This window comes from Pantoea nemavictus, assembly GCF_037479095.1.
Lineage (GTDB): Bacteria > Pseudomonadota > Gammaproteobacteria > Enterobacterales > Enterobacteriaceae > Pantoea > Pantoea nemavictus.
The window spans coordinates 265,746-286,261 of the sequence record NZ_JBBGZW010000001.1; the positions used below are offsets into that span (position 1 = coordinate 265,746).

Genomic DNA, 20,516 nt, shown 5'->3' on the forward strand with positions numbered 1-20,516 from the left:
AGCATTATTTAGCGCCCGACGGCGATGACATAGTGAAGGCAAATTTCTTTGCTGGAGAGCCGCGTCATGTCGCAAATCGAATCAGGTTGGGGGGCGGGTCCGTCATCCCGTTATGAACAGCTGGCGGAGCGCTTCCGTCCGCTGTTTGAGAAAATCCGTGCAGGCGCGATTGAGCGTGAACTGCAGCGTCAACTGCCGCTGGAGCAGATCGCCTGGCTAAAGCAGAGTGGCTTCACCGCGCTGCGGGTGCCGGAGAGCGCCGGTGGACTTGGCGCCACGCTGCCGGAACTGTTTAATCTGCTGATTGAACTCGGCGAGGCGGATTCCAATCTGGTGCAGTCGATTCGCGGTCATCTCGGCTTTGTCGAAAATGTGCTGAATAGCGCCAGCAGGAGCTATCGGGAGACGTGGCTGACACGACTGGGACGTGGCGAAATTGTCGGCCCGGCGTGGAGCGAAACCGGCGATGCGCGCCAGTCTGAATTCTCTACGCGCATCGAGCGCCACGACGACCGTTGGCAGCTAAACGGCCGGAAATTTTACACCACCGGTTCGCTGTATGCGGACTGGATCGACGTTGGCATCACCGATGAAAATGGCAAAGGCGTGTCGGTAACCGTTGCGCGCAACGCGCCTGGCGTGACGGTGCTGGATGACTGGAATGGCTTTGGCCAGACGCTGACCGCCAGCGGCACGGCGATTTTCGACAAGGTGGCCATCGGCGCCGATGACCTCAACGAAGAGGTGCATTTCCGCTATTCACCGGCGTTCTACCAGCTGATCCATCTGGCAACGCTGGCCGGCATTGGCCGCGCGCAGAGCGGCGAAGTGGCGCAGCAGGTGGCTGCGCGCACGCGCACTTACAGTAACGGTAATGCGCCGCGCGCCGCTCAGGATGCGCAGGTTTTACAGGTGGTTGGACGCCTGCGCGGTGCGGCCTACAGCAGCGGCGCGATAGTGCTGCACGCCGCCAGCGCGGTGCAACGCGCGTTTGATGCGCACCTGAGCGGCGATCAGGAACAGGAAAACCAGGCGGTGGCGATTGCCGAGCTGGAAGTCTCGCAGTCGCTCAATGTGGTGAGCGATCTGCTGCTTAATGCCAGCTCGACGCTGTTCGATGCATTAGGCGCATCCGCGACGCTGAAACCGCTGGCACTGGATCGCTTCTGGCGCAATGCACGTACCCTTTCGTCACACAATCCACGTATTTACAAAGATCGCATCGTCGGGGATTTTGCGGTGAATGGCACTCTACCGCCGGAGCAGTGGCGGATTGGTGTGGCGGATAATTCCGCTGTCTAATCGATATTGATAACCTCATCATCCCGTAGCGGCGCAATTTATTGCGCAATAAATTGCGCCGCTACAGATTGTGCAAAAGATTGACTTCATGCGACACTTTGGCTTATTTCGTTAAAGTGTCTTTTTTACGCCATGAAAACCTTTCTGATTATTGTGCCCGACGGCGGCATGCTGTTCGAAGCGGCGGGCATCGCCGATATTCTGATGCGAGCCAATCAGCATTTACCGGCGGGCGTCGATCAACCACGCTATCGCGTTAGCCTCGCCACCACCCAATCGCATCAGGTGATCCACGGTCAATCCGGCCTCAATCTGTTAGCCGACCTAAAACTGGCGGACGTTGATCCGCGCACCGCCTGGGACACCATTATGATCACCGGACGCGGCGACAGCGCTGAAGAGGGCAATATGGTGGTCGATTTCGTTAAGCTGGCGGCACCGCAGGCGCGCCGCGTGGTTTCGGTGTGCGGCGGCGCGATGCTGCTGGCCGAAGCGGGCCTGCTGGAGGGTCGCCGCGCCACCACGCACTGGCGCCTGCTTGATACCCTGCAAGCGCGTTTTCCGCAGATCCAGGTGGAGGGCGGTCCGCTGTATATTCAGGATGGTCCGATCTGGACCTCCGGCGGCGTCAGCTCGGGCTTTGACCTGACGCTGGCGCTGGTGGAAGCGGATTGCGGCTTCAGCGTAGCGCGCAATATTGCGCAGGACATGGTGATGTATCTGCGCCGTCCCGGCGGGCAGATGCAGTTCAGCCGCTTCCATCTGCAATCGCCGAGCGGCATCGGCCCAATCAGTGAACTGCAACGCTGGATCCGCGCCAACCTCGCCGAGGACCTGGCGGTGGAGAAGCTGGCAGAGCGCGTCGCCATGAGTCCGCGTAATTTCACCCGCGTTTTCACCCGCGAAACCGGCGCACCGCCCGCGCGCTATGTGACAGAAGCGCGTCTCGCCGCCGCGCGTGAGCGTTTAGAACAAACTCATGACACGCTTGAACGCATCGCGCTGGCGACCGGCTTTGGCAGCAGCATCAATCTACGTCGCTGCTTTGAACGTCAGCTGCATCTCACGCCAGGCGAATATCGCCAGCGCTTTCACTGCAAAAAGTTGGCGTAAAGTGATCGTTATTTGGCGTTTACGCCAACGCGCCATCGGCCTAGAGTGACTCCAGCATCTTCGGAAAAGGAGTCAATCATGACTAAGATCGGCATTAACGGCTTTGGCCGTATCGGACGTAACGTTTTTCGCGCAGCACTCGGCAGCGACGATATTGAAATCGTCGCCATTAACGATCTCACTGACAGCAAAACCCTCGCCCATCTGCTGAAACACGACTCGCTGCTCGGCCGCTTGCCCGCTGAAGTAGAAGCGGGTGAAGGCGAACTGCGTATTGATGGCAAATCTGTGCGCGTCTTCAGCGAGCGCGATCCGGCCAATATTCGCTGGCAGGATGTCGGCGTCGATATCGTGATTGAAGCCACCGGCTTCTTTACCGAGCGCGACAAAGCCGCCTTGCATATCACCAGCGGCGGCGCCAAACGCGTGATTATCTCCGCGCCCGGTAAAAATGACGATCTGACGATTGTGCTGGGCGTTAACGATCAACGCTACGATCCGCAGCAGCACTTTGTGGTGAGTAACGGCAGCTGTACCACTAACGGCCTGGCGCCGGCGGCGGCGGTGCTGCATCAGGCATTTGGTATCGAGCACGGGTTAATGAACACCACCCATGCCTACACCAACAGCCAGGTGCTGCACGATCAGCCAGAGAAAGATCTGCGCGGTGCGCGGGCGGCGGCGCTGTCGATTGTGCCCTACTCTAGCGGTGCAGCGAAGGCGCTGGGACGGGTGATTCCTGAGCTGGATGGTCGATTGACTGGCTATTCGCTGCGCGTGCCGGTGCCGGTGGTTTCGATTGTTGATTTAACCGTGACGCTGAAACGCGATGTCACTGCAGAAGAGGTGAATAACGCCTTTAAAGCCGCGGCAGCGGAAGGCCCGTTGCAAGGGATTTTGGGCTACAGCGATGAACCGCTGGTTTCGAGCGATTATCAGGGCGATGCCCGTTCATCGATTATCGACGGACTCTCCACGCTGGTGATTGGCGGCAATCTGGTGAAGATCCTTGCCTGGTACGATAACGAATGGGGCTTCTCTAATCGTCTGGTGGATTTAGCGCGCCTGATGGCAAAACGTGGATTGTGATTTTAGGTTCGTCTTTCGCGCAGTCTATGCCAGCGAAAGCACACATTGTAGCGGCGCAATTTATTGCGCGATGAATCGCGCCGCTACGGAATGTGCGGTTATTGAATCGTTGAGCTGTTACTTAAGTCCCATTGCGTCCTTCAGGGTAAAGAACAGATCGGTCTGATCGGTTAATCCCACCACGTTCGCCGCATGCGGACCGTACGCTGCGATGCGCACCTGCGTTCCGGTGTGCTCCTGCGAATCCTCTTCTGAATTGCCGTAGCTGATGGTCATCACCGCGCCATCTTTGGTATTCACCGCTTGCGTCAGGCCCGGTGCTTTGGTGCCGTTTTCCACGATCTGGCTGCTGTGGGCGTGATCGGCGGTCACCACCACCAGCGTATCGCCGTGCTCGCGCGCAAACGCCAGCGCTTCCTGCACCGCTTCATCCAGATCGACGGTTTCACCAATCTGACCGCACGGATTGGCCGCGTGATCCTGCTTATCAATCGATGCACCTTCCACCTGCAGGAAGAAACCTTTGTCGTTAGTGCTCAGCAGATTGATGGCTTTTTTGGTCATCTGCGCCAGCGTCGGCACGGAAGCCGGACGATCTTTGTTCACCTCGCAGGTCACCACCGGTTTATCGATGTTGCCGTGATAGCTGGCCTTTGGTCCCTGCCAGCGCACCGGCATGTTGCCATCGGCGAACAGACCCAAAACCGGTTTACTCTGATCGGCCTGTTGAATGGCATTCATGTCCTGCAGATTATCAATCCACTGATAGCCCAGCGCCTGCGCCTGTTCACGCAGGGTTTTACCCTGATATTCGCCGGCTTTCGCGGTTTCGCTAAAGGATTTCGCACCGCCGCCCAGCGTGACATCTGGGCGGGTTTTCAGCATCTGTTCAGTAATCGATCCTTTACCACCCTGCTCCAGCGCGTTGCCCGGGCAAAGCTCGCTGGTTTTCTCCGGGCCGTAGCATTTGCGCGAGGTGACATGCGCCATTAACGCAGCTGGCGTGGCATCTTGCAGTTCAGCGGTCGAGACGTTGCCGGTGGCTTTACCGGCGGCTTTCGCCAACTCAAGAATCGTCACCTGATCTTTGCCATTAACATCGACGCCAATCGCACCGTTGTAGGATTTGGTGCCGGTAGCCCACGCGGTGGCCGACGCAGCTGAATCCGTCACGTAATTGGGTTTGTGGGTTTTCTTATCCAGCGAGTAATGGGTGTATTGGCCGGTGAGCGGCAATGCATCCAGGCCGGGGAAGAAACCGCCAGCGCCGCGCGCCTGGTTGCGTGCCGCAGTGATTTCCGAATCGCCCATGCCGTCACCAATCAGCAAAATCACGTTTTTCGCGGTGCTATTGATTAATGAGGCTTTCAGCGCCTCGGTTTGATCGCCGGTAAGACGACGCGCCCCGCCGTGTTCGGTCACATCACCGGTGGCGGCGCGTGAATAATTGGACTCTTCTGCCACTGCTGACGTCGCGACCAGAGAAGCCAGCAGCGTAACCGTAAAGAGAGGTATGTGTTTCATTTATAAGCATCCTTATCCATAGATATAACCAAATGTTTCCGCAGACAAGTCTGCGACAATGCGGTGACATTTTTGTGACGGAAAAGGAATAGTTTGATGACAGAATCGACATTCTGAGCAGGGTAAAGGCAATCCGCTCAGAGCTTAAGCGGATAGAACAAAAGGAGAAAATAGCGCTTGACCCTTTTCAGCGATCTCCCTATAGTAGCGCCCCGTTGACCCAGCGCGGTTGGCAAAAAAATGTGGTGAGGTGTCCGAGTGGCTGAAGGAGCACGCCTGGAAAGTGTGTATACGGCAACGTATCGGGGGTTCGAATCCCCCTCTCACCGCCACATTCTAAAGAAGAGTCTGAACTTATGTTCAGACTTTTTTTTTGCCTATTCTCTTCAAAACCGTTGAAGCTGGGCGTACTTAAGCCATCCTTTTCAGCGAATTCTCTCCCTTATCAATCGTTAAAATTGAATCAGTTACACTCTTTCACAACGCCATGTCGTCACAATCAGGCTGATTTGAACTCCATCACATTTCTGCAAAAACTCAGGACGATTTAAAAGTAATCGATTACTTTCTATTGTAGCTTTGTAATCGATTACTTTTAACTTATGGAGAGACTATGTTAGCCCGATTACTCATCAGTAGTTGCCTGGTGGCGTCCGCTGCGCTCTGCTCGTTTTCTGCAGCGGCCGCTGAGGTGGATAACGAAATTGCCCTGCAGATGTATACCCTGCGCAACGTTGGTCCGGCCGAGAAGCAGTTTGCGATGGCGCATGAAGCTGGCTTTAAACATGTCGAAATCGTCGGCACCCATGACCTGAGCGCTAAACAACTCAGCGCCTTGCTGGAGGAAAATCACCTCACCGTCACGTCATCGCACGTTCAGCTCGCTGCCCTGGAAAACGATTATGCGCAGACCGTTGCCTTTAATAAATCGGTCGGCAACCGCACCATCATCGTGCCGTGGATTGAACCGGAAGATCGCCCAGACAGCACACAAGGCTGGATAGATTATGCCCAGCGCCTGGACGCAATGGGCGCCAGATTGCGCCACGACGGCATACAGTTGGGCTATCACAATCACAACTTTGAGATGAAAAAGTATGCTGGCATAACCGCGCTGGAAATCATCCTGAATCACACCTCGCGTGACAACCTGAAGCTGGAGATGGATGCCGCCTGGGTATCGCGCGGTGGTCAGGATCCGGTGCGTTTTCTGCGGGCATATCCGGGCCGGATTTACGCCATCCACGCCAAGGACAATGCCTCGATCGGTATCCGTGATGATGAAATGAACTTCGCGCCACTGGGTGAAGGTCTGCTGGACTGGTCAGCAATTCTGCCTGCGGCAAAGGCTAGCGGGGTGAAATGGTTCATCATCGAACATGACAAACCCAAGGATGCGTGGAGCATAATCACCACCTCGCTGCGCAACCTGCGCATAGCGCTGCAAACGCTGCCGCACTAAGCTATTTTAGGCACTGGCACGCTCAATCAGGTGCCCCTGCATAATCACCCGTTCCGGTGCGGAATCTGGTTGGTCAATTTTGTGCAGCACCAGCCTGCAGGCCTGGCGGCCAATGTCGCGTGAAGGCTGCGCCAGCGTGGTCAGCGGCGGCGTGACCATCTCGGCCAGTTCGGTACCGTCGAAACCAGCCACGGCAATATCCTCAGGCACGCTGAGTCCTGCCGCCTGAATCGCCGCCATCGCCCCAGCCGCCAGCGTGTCTGACACCGCAAACACCGCATCCGGGCGTTCCTCACCGGCTAGCAGTGCCATCATGGCGTGTTTACCGGCGTTGAAGCTCAGCTCGCTGGCATAACCGATTGCCTGCCACGCCAGCTGATGCTGTTCCAGCTGCTGCAGATATCCCTGCTGGCGCAGGCGGGCATATTTATAGCTGAGATCGTGATTGATCAACGCAATACGTTTTCGCCCTTTATCCGCCAGATAGCGCACCACCTCCTGCGACGCATCGCTGTCGTTAATACCCACGCAGGAGATCTCTCCGGCATCGGCATATTCGGCGCACTGCACCCACGGCGTGCTGGCAATCAGGTGACTCAATTCCGGTAATTTACTGAAGGCGTCCATGGTGATGATGCCATCGACCATTTTGCCGGAGAGCAGTTGCAGGCTGGAACGCGAGCGCTCGATATCCGAGCCGGAGTTGCACAGCAGAATGCGGTAGCCGTTCTTCTCCGCCTCTTCTTCGATACCTTTCACCACCTCGGCACAAAACGGGTTCGAGATGTCGGAGACCATCACCAGAATCATCGAGCTGCGGGCGGTACGCAGCTGGCGCGCCAGCAGATTGGGCTGGTAGTTGCTCTCTTTAATCGCCTGCAGCACTTTCTCGCGATTTTTGTCTTTAACCGTGTCGCTGTTATTCAACACGCGTGACACCGTGGCGACGGAAACGCCCGCCAGACGAGCGATTTTTTGAATGGACATGGCAGCAACTCATACGAAATCAGATGACACGCAGGCTACCATAAATCTGCGTGAACAATAAGTTAGCCCGACCAGCGCGCTGCCGTTCGGGCTAAGCGTCAGGCGCTGACGCGCACCCAGCGCTGCTGCTGATGGCTCTGCACAATGGCATCAACAATCGCCATCACCTGCGCCCCATCGTGGAAGGTGGCAAACCCAGCCGCCTGGGTTGCGGGCGGTTTGCCCTGCTCCACCGCCTGATAAAACTGCTGCATCATCGCGCGGAACGCATCCGGCCAGCCTTCAATGTGTCCGCCGGGAAAACGCGCCCGGCCCGCCACATCCGGATTCATCAGCGCGGGATCGTCCGACAACAGCTGGTTAGCCTTATGGCGATGTCCCAGCCACAGCTGCTGCGGCGTTTCCTGATCCCAGGCCAGCGCGCCCAGGCTGCCGTTAACTTCCAGGCTAAGGCGATTTTTACGCCCGGCGGACACCTGCGACACGCTGAAACTGCCTTTGCTACCGTCGTCAAACCGGAACAGCACAAAGCCCATGTCCTCGGTGGTCACCGGGCGCGATTCATATTGCGTTTCGTCACCCTGCGCGCCGAAGGTGGCAGCACCGGCAAGGCTGGCCTTGCGCGTCGGCCAGACAATCGACAAGTCGGCCATCACCTCAACAATTTTGCGTCCGGTGACGAACTGGATGGTATCGCACCAGTGCGAACCAATATCCGCCACCGCGCGGGATGCGCCGCCTTTCTCTGCATCCACTCGCCAGTTGTAGTCGGTCTCTTCCAGCATCCAGTCCTGCAGATAGCTGCCCTGCGCCGAGAACAGTCGCCCCAGCTGTTGATAACGCACCATGCTCGCCGCCTGCTGCACCATGGCAAACTGGCGGTAGACAAAGCTGACGCCGTGCACCACGCCCGCCTTTTCAGCCAGTTCCACCAGTTCGTGCGCTTCATCCATGGTCATGCACAGCGGCTTTTCCGAGAACACATGCTTACCGGCGCCAATGATCTGCCGGTTGATCGCGGCGTGCAGATGGTTCGGTGTGCAGTTATGTACCGCGTGCAGCCCTTCATGCTGTAAAAACGTCGCCACGTCACTGTAGGCGTGCGGCACATTGAGTTCTGCCGCACGCGCGGCAGCGCCACGCTGGCTGGCATCGCATATCGCCACCACGTTGATATTGCCGAGGCGGCGCAGCGCTTCAATATGTGCGGGGCCAATAAAGCCGGTGCCGATAATGCCTACGTTGATCATTTAACACTCCCCTGTTCCAGACCCAGCTGTGCCCGCACGCTCGCCTGCTGGTCGCCCTGCGCGGCAAAATCATCAAAGGCGCGATCGGCCACCGGTATAATGTGGCGCTGAATAAATTCGGCGCCTTCACGCGCGCCGGTTTCGCTCTCTTTTAAGCAGCACTCCCACTCCAGCACCGCCCAACCGTCGTAATCGTACTGCGCCAGCTTGCTGAAGATCCCTTTGAAATCGACCTGGCCATCGCCCAGGGAACGGAAGCGGCCGGCGCGATCGATCCAGCGCTGATAGCCGCCGTACACGCCGCTGCGCCCGTTAGTCAGGTATTCGGCGTCTTTTACGTGGAATGCTTTGATGCGCTGATGGTAGATATCAATAAACTGCAGATAATCAATGTGCTGCAGCAGCAGATGGCTGGGATCGAACAGAATGTTGCAGCGTGGATGATGATTCACGCCAGCAAGAAAACGTTCAAAGGTCACGCCATCGTGCAGATCTTCGCCCGGATGGAGTTCATAACAGACGTCAACGCCGTGACGATCAAACTCGTCCAGCACCGGCAGCCAGCGGCGCGCCAGCTCGGCGAACGCCTCTTCCAGCAGCGCCGGATTGTGTGGCGGCCACGGATAGAGATAGGGCCAGGCAAGCGAACCCGAAAAGGTCGCGTGCGCGCGCAGCCCCAGTTTCGCTGATGCCGCCGCCGCCTTTTTCACCGTCTCAATCGCCCATGCCGTGCGCCTGGCGTTATTGCCGCGCACCTGCGCCGGCGCGAAGCCGTCGAAGGCCACGTCATGCGCCGGATGCACGGCAATCAGCTGCCCTTCAAGATGGGTTGATAACTCACTCACCTGAAGATCGTAGGTTGCCAGCAATCCGCTGACCTCATCGCAATAGGTCTGGCTGGTTGCCGCCCGATCCAGGTCAAAAATCGCCGGATGATTGCAGGGGATCTGCAAAGCCTTGTAACCCAGTGCCGACGCCCATTGCGCCAGACCTTGCAGCGAATTAAACGGCGCATGTTGTCCGATAAACTGCGACAGAAAAATACCCGGTCCTTTTAACGTTTTCACGTACACCTCCAGTTAATCAAGCCGCTTCATCCCGATATTTAAAGGTGAAGAGGAAAAGAATGGCGATCGCCGCCGCCGCAACGGCGGGGATCCACCAGAAAGTTGCCCAGTTTTCTGCGCTGGCCTGGCCGGCGATCAGGCGGTTATACAGCGCGCCGGAAATCTGCGAGCCCAGCAGCATGCCGATGCCGTAGGTGAACATCACCACCATGCTCTGCGCCTGCCCTTTCACCTTTTCGCCCGCGATGCGGTCGGTGTAAATGAAGCCCACCACGAAGAAGAAGTCGTAGCAGACGCCGTGCAGCAGAATGCCGAGATAGATCAGCGCACGGCCCTCGTCGCCCATGCCCATGGCGAACAGCGCGTAACGCACAAACCAGGCCAGCATGCCGACCAGCAGCATGTATTTCACGCCCAGACGGCGGAACAGCAGCGGGATCACCAGCATGAAGAAGATTTCAGACATCTGACCAAACGACATGGCGGTGCTGACGTTGCTTACACCGGCATCGGCCAGCCACGACGCGGTATAGGCGTAATAAGTGCCGAGCGGAATGGAGATCAGCGTGGCGCAGAGTGCGAAGACAAAAAAGTGGCGGATTTTTAGCAGCGCGAAGGCATCTGCGCAGAACAGATCGCGCACTTTCAATGGCATACCTTTCGCCGGCGCCGGCGTATGTGGCAGCGTCAGGCTGTAAATCGCCAGCGCCACAGAGCAGATGGCCGCAACGATAAAGACCGAGGTGCTGGCAGAAATGCCGGTGAAACCAATAAAGATGCCGGCCACAATCCAGCCGATGGTGCCGAATACCCTGACCACCGGAAAACTTTTATCGCTGTTGCTCAGGCTGTGGAAGGCGATGTTATTGGCCAGCGCTAAGGTCGGCATGAAACACAGCGTGTAGCCAAACAGCAGCGCGATAAGCAGCGTACCGTTTTCAGCCGCCAGCGCAGAGGGCACAAACCACAGGATCACCGCCCCCGCCAGGTTCATCACCGCCATCACTTTTTGCGACGGGAAGAACCTATCCACCAGCATTCCCAGTACAAACGGTGAGAGGATGGAGGCGATCGGACCGGCCGAAAACGCATCGCCGATCAGCAGCGACATGTTGTGTTGCGTCATCACCAGTCCGAGCGTGACTGACCAACTGCCCCAGATGAAGAACTGCATAAACATCATGAGAGAGAGCCGGGGAACCAAAAGCCGGTGCTGCACGATAACAACTTCGGTACTTTGTGATGTCGACATGGTGAACCTTCTCAGAGAAAAGTAATCGATTACATTTAGGTAAGGCACGAATGTAATCGATTACTTTATAGGTTACATTTAGGTAGATCACACTTTTGCATATCCCTTACTCAGCCGGTCGCCCCTGAGGAATGAGGGTCCACCCGCATTTAATTCATCTATTTATCAGCCAGTTAATCTCAGTGCAGATTGATGAATTTTTTTGAGAAGCGAGAACATCCCGTGGTTGATTCGCAGAAAATTATTGAAGGGCTAACGGATTGGATCAATCTCCGTCTCAGTGAACCTCTCACCATTGACAAGATCGCCCTTCGATCGGGCTATACAAAATGGCATCTGCAGAGAATGTTTCGCCGTGTTAAAGGGACAACGCTGATTGCGTATATCCGCAATCAGCGTCTGGAAAAAGCGTATGCAGAACTCCTGCAAACCGCAGACAGTCTCAGCACCGTGGCGCAGCGCAATGGTTTTAATTCACCCGAATCTTTCAGCAGGGCGTTTACGCAACGATTCATTCTCACGCCAACTGAATTTCGCCGCATACATAATAGTGCTGATTAATTACGGTAAATCCTGAGCTTTTAGGATTAAGCGCCGTGCGATTCCCCCGCTAACGTCTACAGTCACGGGTGAGGTTATTATTCATTCGTACTAATGGAGGAATTTCTGTGTTATTTCAAAACCACGAGAAAGGTCACGCCATTATTGGCGAAGCGGCACTGAGCCTGGCGCTGTGCGAGAAAGAGATCAGCATTGCATCACTTTTCGCGCAGCTTGGTCGCATGGCGAAATCGGAGAACAGCACCTTACGGTTGCAGCAGATCTATAAAGCCAGAGACTGGCTGATGAGTTTTGATTCACCCGAGGTCGCCGAAAAGCAGGTGCCGTATCTGCAGACCCTTGCGGGCCTGAACTGAGCGCTGAACTAACCGTTAACGAACTGATGCCATAGGAAGTAGTCCGGCTCCGGCCGGAAAACGACGAAGCGAATGACCTCATCGGTAACGTGCGAACGTATACCGGCCGGAGAACCTGTCAGGGACGACACTCTCCTTACTGAAAGTTATTAGTAGCCTATCTGCTCGGTCGATGTTGCATCCTTCGAATGAACTCACAGCTTATTACGAACTACCAAAATTTGATTTCAGGCAGATAAGCGCAAAAATCAGATATAACAATAAGTTCAATGCGGCCAGCTTTAAAGAGATGTACTTTGCTTAAACGCTAAATCGCTTTAATTCGATGCTGAAAGTCGCTCGGCAAAACATCAAGCCTTCTGAAATGGAGGATTTCGTTCAGAGAACCATCCTGGAACATATTCGCTCCAGCTGAATCTCCATAATCCCCTCTCTTTGCGTAGTTCAATTCTATAATGCGCACCATACATCCACTCTCCCTGATCATTTTTAATGTGACCCGGGATCAGGCGACCTGTCCACATCTCTGCTGTTTCACCGTCAGGATTCAGGGTGATTTTCAGGGGAACACCATAATGCTGCATCCATGGCCAGTGGCGACGAAACTCTTTAAGCGAGCCCACGATGCTGTGGTGTCCACTGAGTGGGCCCAGCGGCGGGAACTCTCCGCGTGCATCATCGGTATAGCAGGTGCGAAACTGTCCAAAGTCATTCTGGTCAATTCCCCAGGAATAACGTGAATAGGACTCTTCAATCTGCTCCTCAACGGTTGAAATCATTTTATTGTCAGGAATACACGCCCATGGAGAGTCAAGTTCGCTGACCAGTATCGGTGGAGCATCGCCCGGACGCCATCCCTGCTGGCCCGCAGGCAGTGTCCAGCCGGCAAGCGCGTTGCTGTCACCTTCCGACCAGCTGATGTTTACCAGTATTTCGCTCACTTGCCATAGGCTATTGACACACGTGATCGTTAGCCTGACAACCGCGCCAAACAGGGCAGCCGGATGATATTTTTTGTCCGGTGCGACCTCCCCGTAAAGGTAAGCGCTGACCATCACCATTCCCTGTCCATTATCAGCAGCATAATAGTTGGAAGTAACAAGATTCAGATGCTGTTCCGACGCCAAATCTTCCCGAAACGCCAGAATGAGCGCTTCAGCTCCCTTATGCATGCCTTTATGACTGCTTCTGAGCAGGGCTGAAGCGGAAAGTGAAACTGAGAAAGAGGTCCAGTCGCCGGTTTCCCAGCTGCTGCGAAACTGTTCAAGGAAGCTCAGTGCATCAGCACGGCTTATTGTCTGGGTCATGGATTGTCTCCGGTGTCAATATTGGGCGGAAAAATGGGGCAGAACATACTCAGCCATCTCCGGCAGAATTTCGCTGGCGGGCCTGCGGGCAGGCTTGGGTTTCAGGGCAACGTGCGCAACGCCCTGCGCCTTTTGCCTTTTATTTCAGCCAGCGGTTTTTCAGGGCATTTCTTCCAAAACGAGTTCCGTTGCATCCCTGCTGAAGTGGAAGATCGACGCTAAACATTAACGCTTTCTGATTTCAGTAATGTAAGTAACGGCGACGTGGTCGGCGAAGTTGGGCACGTCCTCATAGGCTTCGATACCTGTCGGGGAGCTGAACGCAGCGATTGCGTCTTCGAGCGAGTCAAACCATAACTCTGAAAATCCATCGACGGGTGAGTCAGGATATTTTTCGCGATCCACAGGATTCAGAACATAGCCGCGTAGCCCCGGCAGCCGCAGGGCAATTTCGGTATGAACCTCATCCCAGTGCTTTACGAACTCTTCAAAGCTTTGTCCTTTTTTACGGGTGATAAAGCCGACGTGCTTAAAACCTTTAGTGGGTGTCATAACGCTCTCCTGAGAGATTAATGTGTGGATTTAACTGAAAAAGATAACGGAAGTGCTGCTCTGCCAGCGCCTGCGTTTGGTTGACGGAGGCGCAGGTCTCCACGCCGTCAAGCATCAGGCAGAATCTTCACCGTAAAATGGGTAATCGATATAACCGTCAGCGCCACCGCCGTAGTAGGCGTTTTTCGTTGCCATCGACAACGGCCAGCCGTTTCTGACGCGTTCGACAAAATCAGGATTAGCAATGAATGGGCTGCCGAAGGCTGCGAGGTCCGTCAGGTTGTCAGCAATCAATGTTTCAGCCTGAACCGCGGTTAGCCCTCCCGCCAGGATCAGCGTGCCGCGCCAGACCTGGCGAAACTCGCGCAGCAGTCCATTGAACATCACCGGCCCCTGCGCCATTAGGTGAACAAAAGCTATCCTGCGGCGATTGAGCTGCCGCCCGATATACAGGTAGGTTTCTGACGTTTCCGCATAAGGCGGCATGTCCTGCAGCTGATTGCAGGGTGACAGACGCACGCCGGTGCGTCCGGCGCCAATTTCCTCAACTACCGCATCGGTAATCTGCATCAGCAGGCGGGCACGATCTTCTGGCGTGGCGCCGCCATAGCGATCTGTGCGGGTATTGAGAACCGGATTGATAAACTGCTCAATCAGATAGCCGTTGGCTGCATGAATCTCTACGCCATCAAATCCGGCGGCAATGGCGTTCGCAGCCGCCAGGCGAAAGTCGTTAACGACCCGGGCGATTTCATCAGTAGCCAGCGCGCGTGGCGGGCTGGCGGCGACGGTACCGGGCTGCCCCTTTTCATCCCAGGCAAACGCGCTTCCCCCTTGAACGGCGACTGCACTGACTGGCGCGCGACCTTCAGGTTGCAGGGTGGTATGCGATACCCGCCCGACATGCCAGAGCTGAGCAAAAATCTTACCGCCGCGTTCATGCACAGCCTGCGTCACCGGGCGCCATGCGGCAACGTGGCTATCAAGGTATATTCCCGGGGTAAAAAGATAACCCGTCCCTTCACGGGACACGGGCAGCCCCTCTGACACGATCATCCCGGCAGTGGCGCGCTGAGCGTAATACTGCCGGGTCAGATCGTCTGCGTGTTCATCTTTGGCACGGGAACGGGTCATCGGCGCCATGACAAAACGATTATTCAGCGGCGTGCTGCCGGCCTGATGACCGGTAAAAAGCTGTTTCATCGCTCCTCCTCAGCTATTCCAGCAGCCCGCGATCAGCTGATGCGAACGGATGCGCGCATCGGCGTCGTGGATCCAGGAGTTCACCATGATTTCGTCCGCGCCGGTGCGGCGCACCAAATCCTCAAGTCCGGCACGCACCACGTCTGGCGTGCCCCATATCGATTCGCGTAACTGAGTCAGCACCCGCTGCGCCTCAGTCGGGTGCCATAGCGCATTCATGTCATCAACGGGTTTTGGCAGCTTCATATCTACACCGCGTCCCAGGTTGACGAACTTCTGCAACTCGGTGGTGGCCAGCCGGTCTGCCTCTTTCTGCGTTTCCGCCGCCACAACGTTTACGCACACCATGACGTAAGGCTCATTGAGGGTTTCTGACGGCTTAAAACCGGCCCGATAGGTATCAATGGCCGCCAGCATGGCATCGGGCGCAAAGTGAGAGGCGAAAACCAGCGGCAGGCCTTTCTGTGCCGCCAGCTGAGCGCTGAAAGTACTGGAACCCAGCAGCCAGAGCGGAATACGCAGTCCGGCGCCCGGTACCGCCGTCACGCGCTGGCCGGGACGTGGCTCGGCGAGAAAATGCTGCAACTCTTCCAGCATGTCGGGGAAGTCCAGACCTCTTGTCCGACTCTCACGCCGCAGCGCCTGCAGCGTTTCCTGATCGGTACCGGGCGCGCGTCCCAGCCCCAGATCCACGCGGCCCGGATAAAGGGTTTCAAGCGTACCAAACTGCTCAGCGACGACGAGCGGCGCGTGATTCGGCAGCATAATGCCGCCCGAGCCGATGCGGATTTTATCGGTGCGGGCACCAATGTGGCTGAGGATCACCGTTGTGGCGGCGCTGGCGATATCCACCATATTGTGATGTTCGGCCATCCAGAAGCGATGATAACCGGCGTCTTCAGCCGCTCTGGCCAGACGCACGCTGTTGTGGATAGCGTCAGCCAGGCTGTGGCCTTCGGTAATCGGAGCCAAATCCAGCAGTGACAGAGGGATGTTCGCGTCTTTCATGAAGATTTCCTTAGCCTCGTTTCAGTGGTTACGTGGCGAAACAGTAAGTTCGGAAATCACTATGATTGTTTTCGCCATGATGATAAATCCGCTTTCACTCGGATCTGTGTAGACATAGATTCAACAATCATCAGGCGATGGCAGGTGTATCTTAGGCCCGGGGTGCGGTGCTCAACGCGTGCCACCTGCATCTGTGCTTAATCAATCCAAACCGGAGACCTGATGACTGAACAAGAGATTACACAAGCCCGCTATCATGCGGCCTGTGACATTGCCCACCGCTGGTTTGCCTTTTTTGAAGGGGAAACAGAAGCCGCTGGACTTCACAGCGCTCTGTTTTCAGAGGATGTCATGCTGGTACATGCGGGCACTCACCTACTGGCACAGGGGAAAGCGGAAATGACGCGCTGGCTGCGCGACCTGCCGTATGAAAGGGGCGCACACTTTATCCGCCGGATCGATGTTATCCCTCTGACTGACGATCAAGCCGAGGTTAATATGGAGATCAGTTATCAGGTGCTCGGTCAGGAAGGTCAGGTGGGCGGCGCGCTATCGGAATACCGCACGACGGTGAAGTTTGACAGGGAACACAATGCCGTATTCACTTTTTTGCATAAAACACCGCGCATGCCCAATCCTGATAAGGTGTTCCGGGACGCTTTTGCGGAAAACCGCCTGCGCTCTTTTATCGCACGCTTTTTTCAGCTGATGCTGACCGCGCCTGCGCATATCCGATCGTTATTCGCCGGCAATGCGGATGCAGATAGCGTGCGTGATGGGATGGCGTTGCTGGAGGAGATCATCCCGGAGGATATCCAGCTACTGACTGCAGATACCCGCGCGTTGTCGTTTTCGCTGCAGGTTTCATCAAATGACCGGCGGTGCGTGCTCAGTCTGTTGCTTGATGAAGCGCCCGGACGTTATATGGCAATAAGGCATGCAAGCCTTTCTGGACACGAAGATAAACCATGAGAAAAACCGATCATCTGGGCGGGATCACCGCATTTGTCACCACGGCGCAGCTGGGCAGCTTTACCGCTGCCGCTGAGCGTCTGGGGCTGACCAAATCCGCGGTAGGCAAAAGCGTCAGCCGGCTTGAGGATCGCCTCGGCCTTAAGCTTTTTCAGCGTTCCACGCGCCGCCTCAGCCTGACGCCGGACGGCGAGCGATTTCTGAACAGCTGCCAGAACGCCATCGATATTTTGGAGCAGGCGGAGGCCGAGCTGACGTCTCATATCTGCCAGCCCGCCGGCAGACTGCGGGTGGATTTACCCGCCGCCTTCGGGCGGCAGCGTATATTGCCCGTCCTGCTGCAGATTACGCGCAACTATCCTGAGCTCGCCCTGACGGTGACCTTCAGCGAGCGGTTTGTCGATCTTATCGAGGAAGGCATTGATCTGGTTATCCGCATTGGTGAGCTGGCCGACAGTAGCGGTCTGGTCGCCCGCAGGCTGACCACCCAGAAACTGGTGATCTGCGCCTCACCCGACTACCTGCTTTATCATGGCACGCCGGTCACGGCGGACGCGTTAAGCGAACACCAGTGCGTGGTCGGGTTTCGCCGCAATCAGCCCATTTCCTGGCTGCTGAAGGACGCGGAGGGAGAGATAACGCGGTTCATACCGCCTGCCACCCATGAATTTGCCGACGGGGATGCGATGCTGACCGCCACCCTGGCGGGATGTGGTCTGTCGCAGCTACCGATATGGCTGGTCGGTGACTATCTGGCAAGCGGCGAACTGCAGGAAGTTCTGCCGGGCCACTCCGGTGGAGAGATGCCCATCAGCGCGCTCTGGCCAAAAAGCCGTCAGCTGCTGCCTAAAATCCGCTATGTCGTAGACACGCTGGTTCAGGCGGCAGAAGACGGCGCGCTCGACTGATCAGGCGAGTTCCTGGTACGCAGGGTAGTCGGTATAGCCCTCTTCCGAACCACCGTACATCGTAGCCCGGTTGACTTCACTCAGTGGCCAGCCGTTCGCCATCCTTTCCACCAGATCCGGGTTGGCAATATAAGGCCGCCCGAATGCAATCAGATCGGCCTTGCCCTGCTGCAGGTAGCTTTCGGCAAGCGCCTTATCAAAGCCGCCGGCGATGATCAGCGTGCCGTCATAGGCGGCGCGAAATTTCTCAATGAAACCGGCGGGGATCGCCTGCTCACCCAGCGTCTGCTGGTCGCTGAGGTGCACATAGGCCAGAGAACGGCTGCTGAGTTTTTTAGCCAGCAGCAGCCAGGTCTCCTCTTCACCCGGAAAGGCGTGCATATCAAACAGGCGACCAAAAGGCGCCAGCCGGATGCCGGTTTTATCTGCGCCAATGGCCTGCGATACCGCGTCGGTTACCTCAAGCACGAAGCGCAGACGGTTTTCATGCTGCAAGCCGCCGTACTCATCGGTTCGGGTGTTCAGTCCGCCGTTAATGAACTGCTCCAGCAGATAGCCGTTGGCGGCATGAATTTCAACGCCGTCAAAGCCCGCGCGGATGGCATTTTTAGCCGCGTTGACGTAGTCCTGAACCACAGCGCTGATTTCTGCCGGGGTCAGCGCACGCGGCGAAGACACCGGCACCGGACCGGCATTTCCCTGCTCATCGCGCGCATAGCAGGTTGAATTTTCTGCCCTAACGGCGACAGCGCTGACGGGGAGCTGGCCATCCTGCTGCAGGCTGGTATGAGAGATGCGCCCCACGTGCCAGAGCTGCAGGTAAATCCTGCCGCCCGCCGCGTGCACGGCACGGGTGGTTTTTTCCCAGCCCTTCACCTGTTCGTCATTATAAATGCCCGGCGTGAAGAGATAGCCCTGACCCTGCACGGAGATCTGCGCCCCCTCGGTAATAATGAGGCCCGCCGAGGCCCGCTGCTGATAGTACTTCGCCGTCAGCTCGTCAGCGGTATCTCCCGCCCTTGCGCGTGAACGTGTCATCGGTGCCATCACCACCCGATTGTTCAGCGTAATGTCACCGAGCGGGTATGAGGTAAACAATTTGTCCATATTTTGCTCCTTTCAGTAGACACCTCCATGATGGGTGCCGTGAGCAGGTTAGGGAACACCTGTCTGTTCCGAACAGATGTTCCATAAGTTCTACATTAATGCGGCAGTGCTTACGCCAGCTCTTCCGCAACAGGTGCCGTTTTCACATCAGCGCGGTGCTTGATGACGATGCTGGCGAACGCCAGCAGAGCAAAGATCACGCTGCTGAGCACCACAGAATGGGTACCGAGGCGGGCAATAAACCATCCGCCCGTCAGCGAGCCAAGCGTGATCCCAAGGTTAGAAAATGACATGTACAGGCTGTTGGCAAACTCTGGCGCCTCGCTGGCTTCACGCATCAGCCAGGTCTGGCTGACCACCAGCCCGGATGAGTGAAATGCACCCCAGAATACGGTCAGCAGACACATCGCCAGCGGCGAAAAGCCCAGCAACCACACCAGCAGGAAAACCAGCGTGTAAAGCAGCGGATAGACATGGGTGGTTTTCACCATGTTTTTCTGCAGCAAACTGCTGAAGACAAAGTTACCGGTGAAACCACACAGGCCAAACAGGATGAGCATTGCGCTGATGGCGTTATTGCTGAGATGCGTCACCCGCGCCAGATAATCCGCAACGTAGCTGAAGCCGGAGAACATCGCAGCAAACACCAGCGTAACGGTGGAGATGGTCAGCCACAGCTTGCCATTGCGCAGCACGGAAATCTGGCTGGCATAAGACACCTTATGTTTCGCCGGCATTGAAGGCATGAAAAGCAGGACGCCAACGAAAGCCACCACGCAGGCAGCGGCGCCGAAGTAGAACGCGGCCGCCAGCGAAAGATGATCCGCAATGAGTGAACTCAGCGGAACGCCCAGCACCAGACCAATCGCCACCCCGGCAAATACTTTTGCGGCTGCGCCAGCGGCTTTTTCTTTCGGCACCGAGCTGGCGGCCACCACCAGCGCAACGGCGAAGAAAACCGCATGCGCCAGCGCCGGCAGAATACGGAATAGCAGCATTAGATTAAACACGTCGGTGGTGGCATAGATCAGGTTGGAAATAATGAACACCACCAGAATGCTCAGCAGCACCGTTTTCTTATTAAAACCTGACAGCATCAGGGTAATAAACGGTCCGGTGATGGCCACGATGATGGCATAAATACTGACGAGGAAGCCGACCTGCGTGGGCGTCACGTGCAGCTGTGAGACCAGTTTTGGTAACAGGCCAATGATGGCGATTTCGGTGGTGATCACGCCGAAAACGGCGACAGACAGCGCGAGTAAAAGCAGTGAGCTTTTATTTTGCATAACATACCCTTGTGGAAGAACTGCAAATGAAAAAAGGCACGCCAAATAGCTGGACGTAACCTCAATGCGTTATGGCCGGAACGTAACGGAGGCGCATCATCGCGGACTTTCACAAACGGGGAAATAGGCGTACTGGCGTTACAGTGGGGACATAAATTCTTCAATAACGTTATTTATCGGGTGATGACGCTTTAATTCATAGCCATC

The 20,516-nt window shown here is 56.2% G+C and carries 20 protein-coding genes and 1 tRNA gene; 10 read left to right on the forward strand and 11 right to left on the reverse strand.

Going from position 1 to position 20,516, the window contains the following annotated elements:
* Window positions 1-66: 66 nt before the first annotated feature.
* The 3 genes from WH298_RS01305 (at window position 67) to gap (ending at window position 3,504) form a co-directional block, all read left to right on the forward strand.
* The gene (locus tag WH298_RS01305) at window positions 67-1,302 is read left to right on the forward strand and encodes an acyl-CoA dehydrogenase family protein (protein ID WP_180822006.1); all 1,236 of its coding nucleotides are present in this window, start codon (window positions 67-69) and stop codon (window positions 1,300-1,302) included.
* A 132-nt stretch (window positions 1,303-1,434) separates the two neighbouring features.
* On the forward strand, window positions 1,435-2,415 hold the full coding sequence (locus tag WH298_RS01310) for a GlxA family transcriptional regulator (protein WP_180822007.1): 981 nt from the start codon (window positions 1,435-1,437) through the stop codon (window positions 2,413-2,415).
* A gap of 78 nt (window positions 2,416-2,493) precedes the next feature.
* Window positions 2,494-3,504 (forward strand): type I glyceraldehyde-3-phosphate dehydrogenase, encoded by a 1,011-nt coding sequence (gene gap / locus WH298_RS01315; protein ID WP_180822008.1) that lies wholly within the window; start codon window positions 2,494-2,496, stop codon window positions 3,502-3,504.
* A gap of 117 nt (window positions 3,505-3,621) precedes the next feature.
* On the opposite strand, the gene phoA is transcribed toward gap, so the two are convergent.
* On the reverse strand, window positions 3,622-5,028 hold the full coding sequence (gene phoA, locus WH298_RS01320; RefSeq protein ID WP_180822009.1) for an alkaline phosphatase: 1,407 nt from the start codon (window positions 5,026-5,028) through the stop codon (window positions 3,622-3,624).
* A 244-nt stretch (window positions 5,029-5,272) separates the two neighbouring features.
* Here phoA and WH298_RS01325 point away from each other — a divergent pair.
* Window positions 5,273-5,360, forward strand: a tRNA-Ser gene (locus WH298_RS01325).
* 281 nt (window positions 5,361-5,641) lie between these two features.
* A complete protein-coding gene (locus WH298_RS01330; RefSeq protein WP_180822010.1) occupies window positions 5,642-6,490 on the forward strand; it encodes a sugar phosphate isomerase/epimerase family protein in 849 nt (282 codons plus the stop codon).
* A 6-nt stretch (window positions 6,491-6,496) separates the two neighbouring features.
* Here WH298_RS01330 and WH298_RS01335 read toward each other — a convergent pair whose 3' ends face one another.
* The 4 genes from WH298_RS01335 to WH298_RS01350 all read right to left on the reverse strand — a co-directional run bounded on the left by WH298_RS01335 (window position 6,497) and on the right by WH298_RS01350 (window position 11,046).
* On the reverse strand, window positions 6,497-7,477 hold the full coding sequence (locus tag WH298_RS01335) for a LacI family DNA-binding transcriptional regulator (protein ID WP_049852010.1): 981 nt from the start codon (window positions 7,475-7,477) through the stop codon (window positions 6,497-6,499).
* A 98-nt stretch (window positions 7,478-7,575) separates the two neighbouring features.
* Window positions 7,576-8,727 (reverse strand): Gfo/Idh/MocA family protein, encoded by a 1,152-nt coding sequence (locus WH298_RS01340; RefSeq protein WP_180822011.1) that lies wholly within the window; start codon window positions 8,725-8,727, stop codon window positions 7,576-7,578.
* A complete protein-coding gene (locus tag WH298_RS01345; RefSeq protein WP_180822012.1) occupies window positions 8,724-9,794 on the reverse strand; it encodes a TIM barrel protein in 1,071 nt (356 codons plus the stop codon). The genes WH298_RS01340 and WH298_RS01345 overlap by 4 nt, the downstream gene beginning before the upstream one ends.
* Window positions 9,795-9,810: 16 nt before the next feature.
* A complete protein-coding gene (locus tag WH298_RS01350; RefSeq protein WP_180822013.1) occupies window positions 9,811-11,046 on the reverse strand; it encodes an MFS transporter in 1,236 nt (411 codons plus the stop codon).
* A gap of 192 nt (window positions 11,047-11,238) precedes the next feature.
* Here WH298_RS01350 and WH298_RS01355 point away from each other — a divergent pair, with 192 nt between their 5' ends.
* Both WH298_RS01355 and WH298_RS01360 read left to right on the forward strand, forming a co-directional pair.
* The gene (locus WH298_RS01355) at window positions 11,239-11,607 is read left to right on the forward strand and encodes a helix-turn-helix domain-containing protein (RefSeq protein ID WP_180822014.1); all 369 of its coding nucleotides are present in this window, start codon (window positions 11,239-11,241) and stop codon (window positions 11,605-11,607) included.
* A gap of 107 nt (window positions 11,608-11,714) precedes the next feature.
* A complete protein-coding gene (locus tag WH298_RS01360; RefSeq protein WP_007886457.1) occupies window positions 11,715-11,963 on the forward strand; it encodes a hypothetical protein in 249 nt (82 codons plus the stop codon).
* A 350-nt stretch (window positions 11,964-12,313) separates the two neighbouring features.
* Here WH298_RS01360 and WH298_RS01365 read toward each other — a convergent pair whose 3' ends face one another.
* Entirely contained in the window at window positions 12,314-13,270 is a 957-nt protein-coding gene (locus WH298_RS01365) for a nuclear transport factor 2 family protein (protein ID WP_180822015.1), read from the reverse strand.
* 12 nt (window positions 13,271-13,282) lie between these two features.
* Here WH298_RS01365 and WH298_RS01370 point away from each other — a divergent pair, with 12 nt between their 5' ends.
* A complete protein-coding gene (locus WH298_RS01370) occupies window positions 13,283-13,492 on the forward strand; it encodes a hypothetical protein (RefSeq protein ID WP_180822016.1) in 210 nt (69 codons plus the stop codon).
* 3 nt (window positions 13,493-13,495) lie between these two features.
* Here WH298_RS01370 and WH298_RS01375 read toward each other — a convergent pair whose 3' ends face one another.
* The 3 genes from WH298_RS01375 to WH298_RS01385 all read right to left on the reverse strand — a co-directional run bounded on the left by WH298_RS01375 (window position 13,496) and on the right by WH298_RS01385 (window position 16,033).
* Window positions 13,496-13,822, reverse strand: coding sequence for an EthD family reductase (locus WH298_RS01375; RefSeq protein ID WP_007886456.1), 327 nt, complete (start codon window positions 13,820-13,822; stop codon window positions 13,496-13,498).
* Window positions 13,823-13,936: 114 nt separating this feature from the next.
* The gene (locus tag WH298_RS01380) at window positions 13,937-15,025 is read right to left on the reverse strand and encodes an alkene reductase (protein ID WP_180822017.1); all 1,089 of its coding nucleotides are present in this window, start codon (window positions 15,023-15,025) and stop codon (window positions 13,937-13,939) included.
* A 9-nt stretch (window positions 15,026-15,034) separates the two neighbouring features.
* Window positions 15,035-16,033 (reverse strand): LLM class flavin-dependent oxidoreductase, encoded by a 999-nt coding sequence (locus WH298_RS01385; protein WP_180822018.1) that lies wholly within the window; start codon window positions 16,031-16,033, stop codon window positions 15,035-15,037.
* Between the two features lie 222 nt (window positions 16,034-16,255).
* Here WH298_RS01385 and WH298_RS01390 point away from each other — a divergent pair, with 222 nt between their 5' ends.
* Together WH298_RS01390 and WH298_RS01395 are read left to right on the forward strand one after the other, a co-directional pair.
* Entirely contained in the window at window positions 16,256-17,005 is a 750-nt protein-coding gene (locus tag WH298_RS01390; protein ID WP_180822019.1) for a hypothetical protein, read from the forward strand.
* Window positions 17,002-17,913, forward strand: coding sequence for a LysR family transcriptional regulator (locus tag WH298_RS01395; protein ID WP_180822020.1), 912 nt, complete (start codon window positions 17,002-17,004; stop codon window positions 17,911-17,913). Before WH298_RS01390 ends, WH298_RS01395 begins: the two co-directional genes overlap by 4 nt.
* On the opposite strand, the gene WH298_RS01400 is transcribed toward WH298_RS01395, so the two are convergent.
* On the reverse strand, window positions 17,914-19,020 hold the full coding sequence (locus WH298_RS01400) for an alkene reductase (RefSeq protein ID WP_180822021.1): 1,107 nt from the start codon (window positions 19,018-19,020) through the stop codon (window positions 17,914-17,916).
* Between the two features lie 110 nt (window positions 19,021-19,130).
* On the reverse strand, window positions 19,131-20,309 hold the full coding sequence (locus tag WH298_RS01405; protein ID WP_180822022.1) for an MFS transporter: 1,179 nt from the start codon (window positions 20,307-20,309) through the stop codon (window positions 19,131-19,133).
* Window positions 20,310-20,516: the final 207 nt, after the last annotated feature.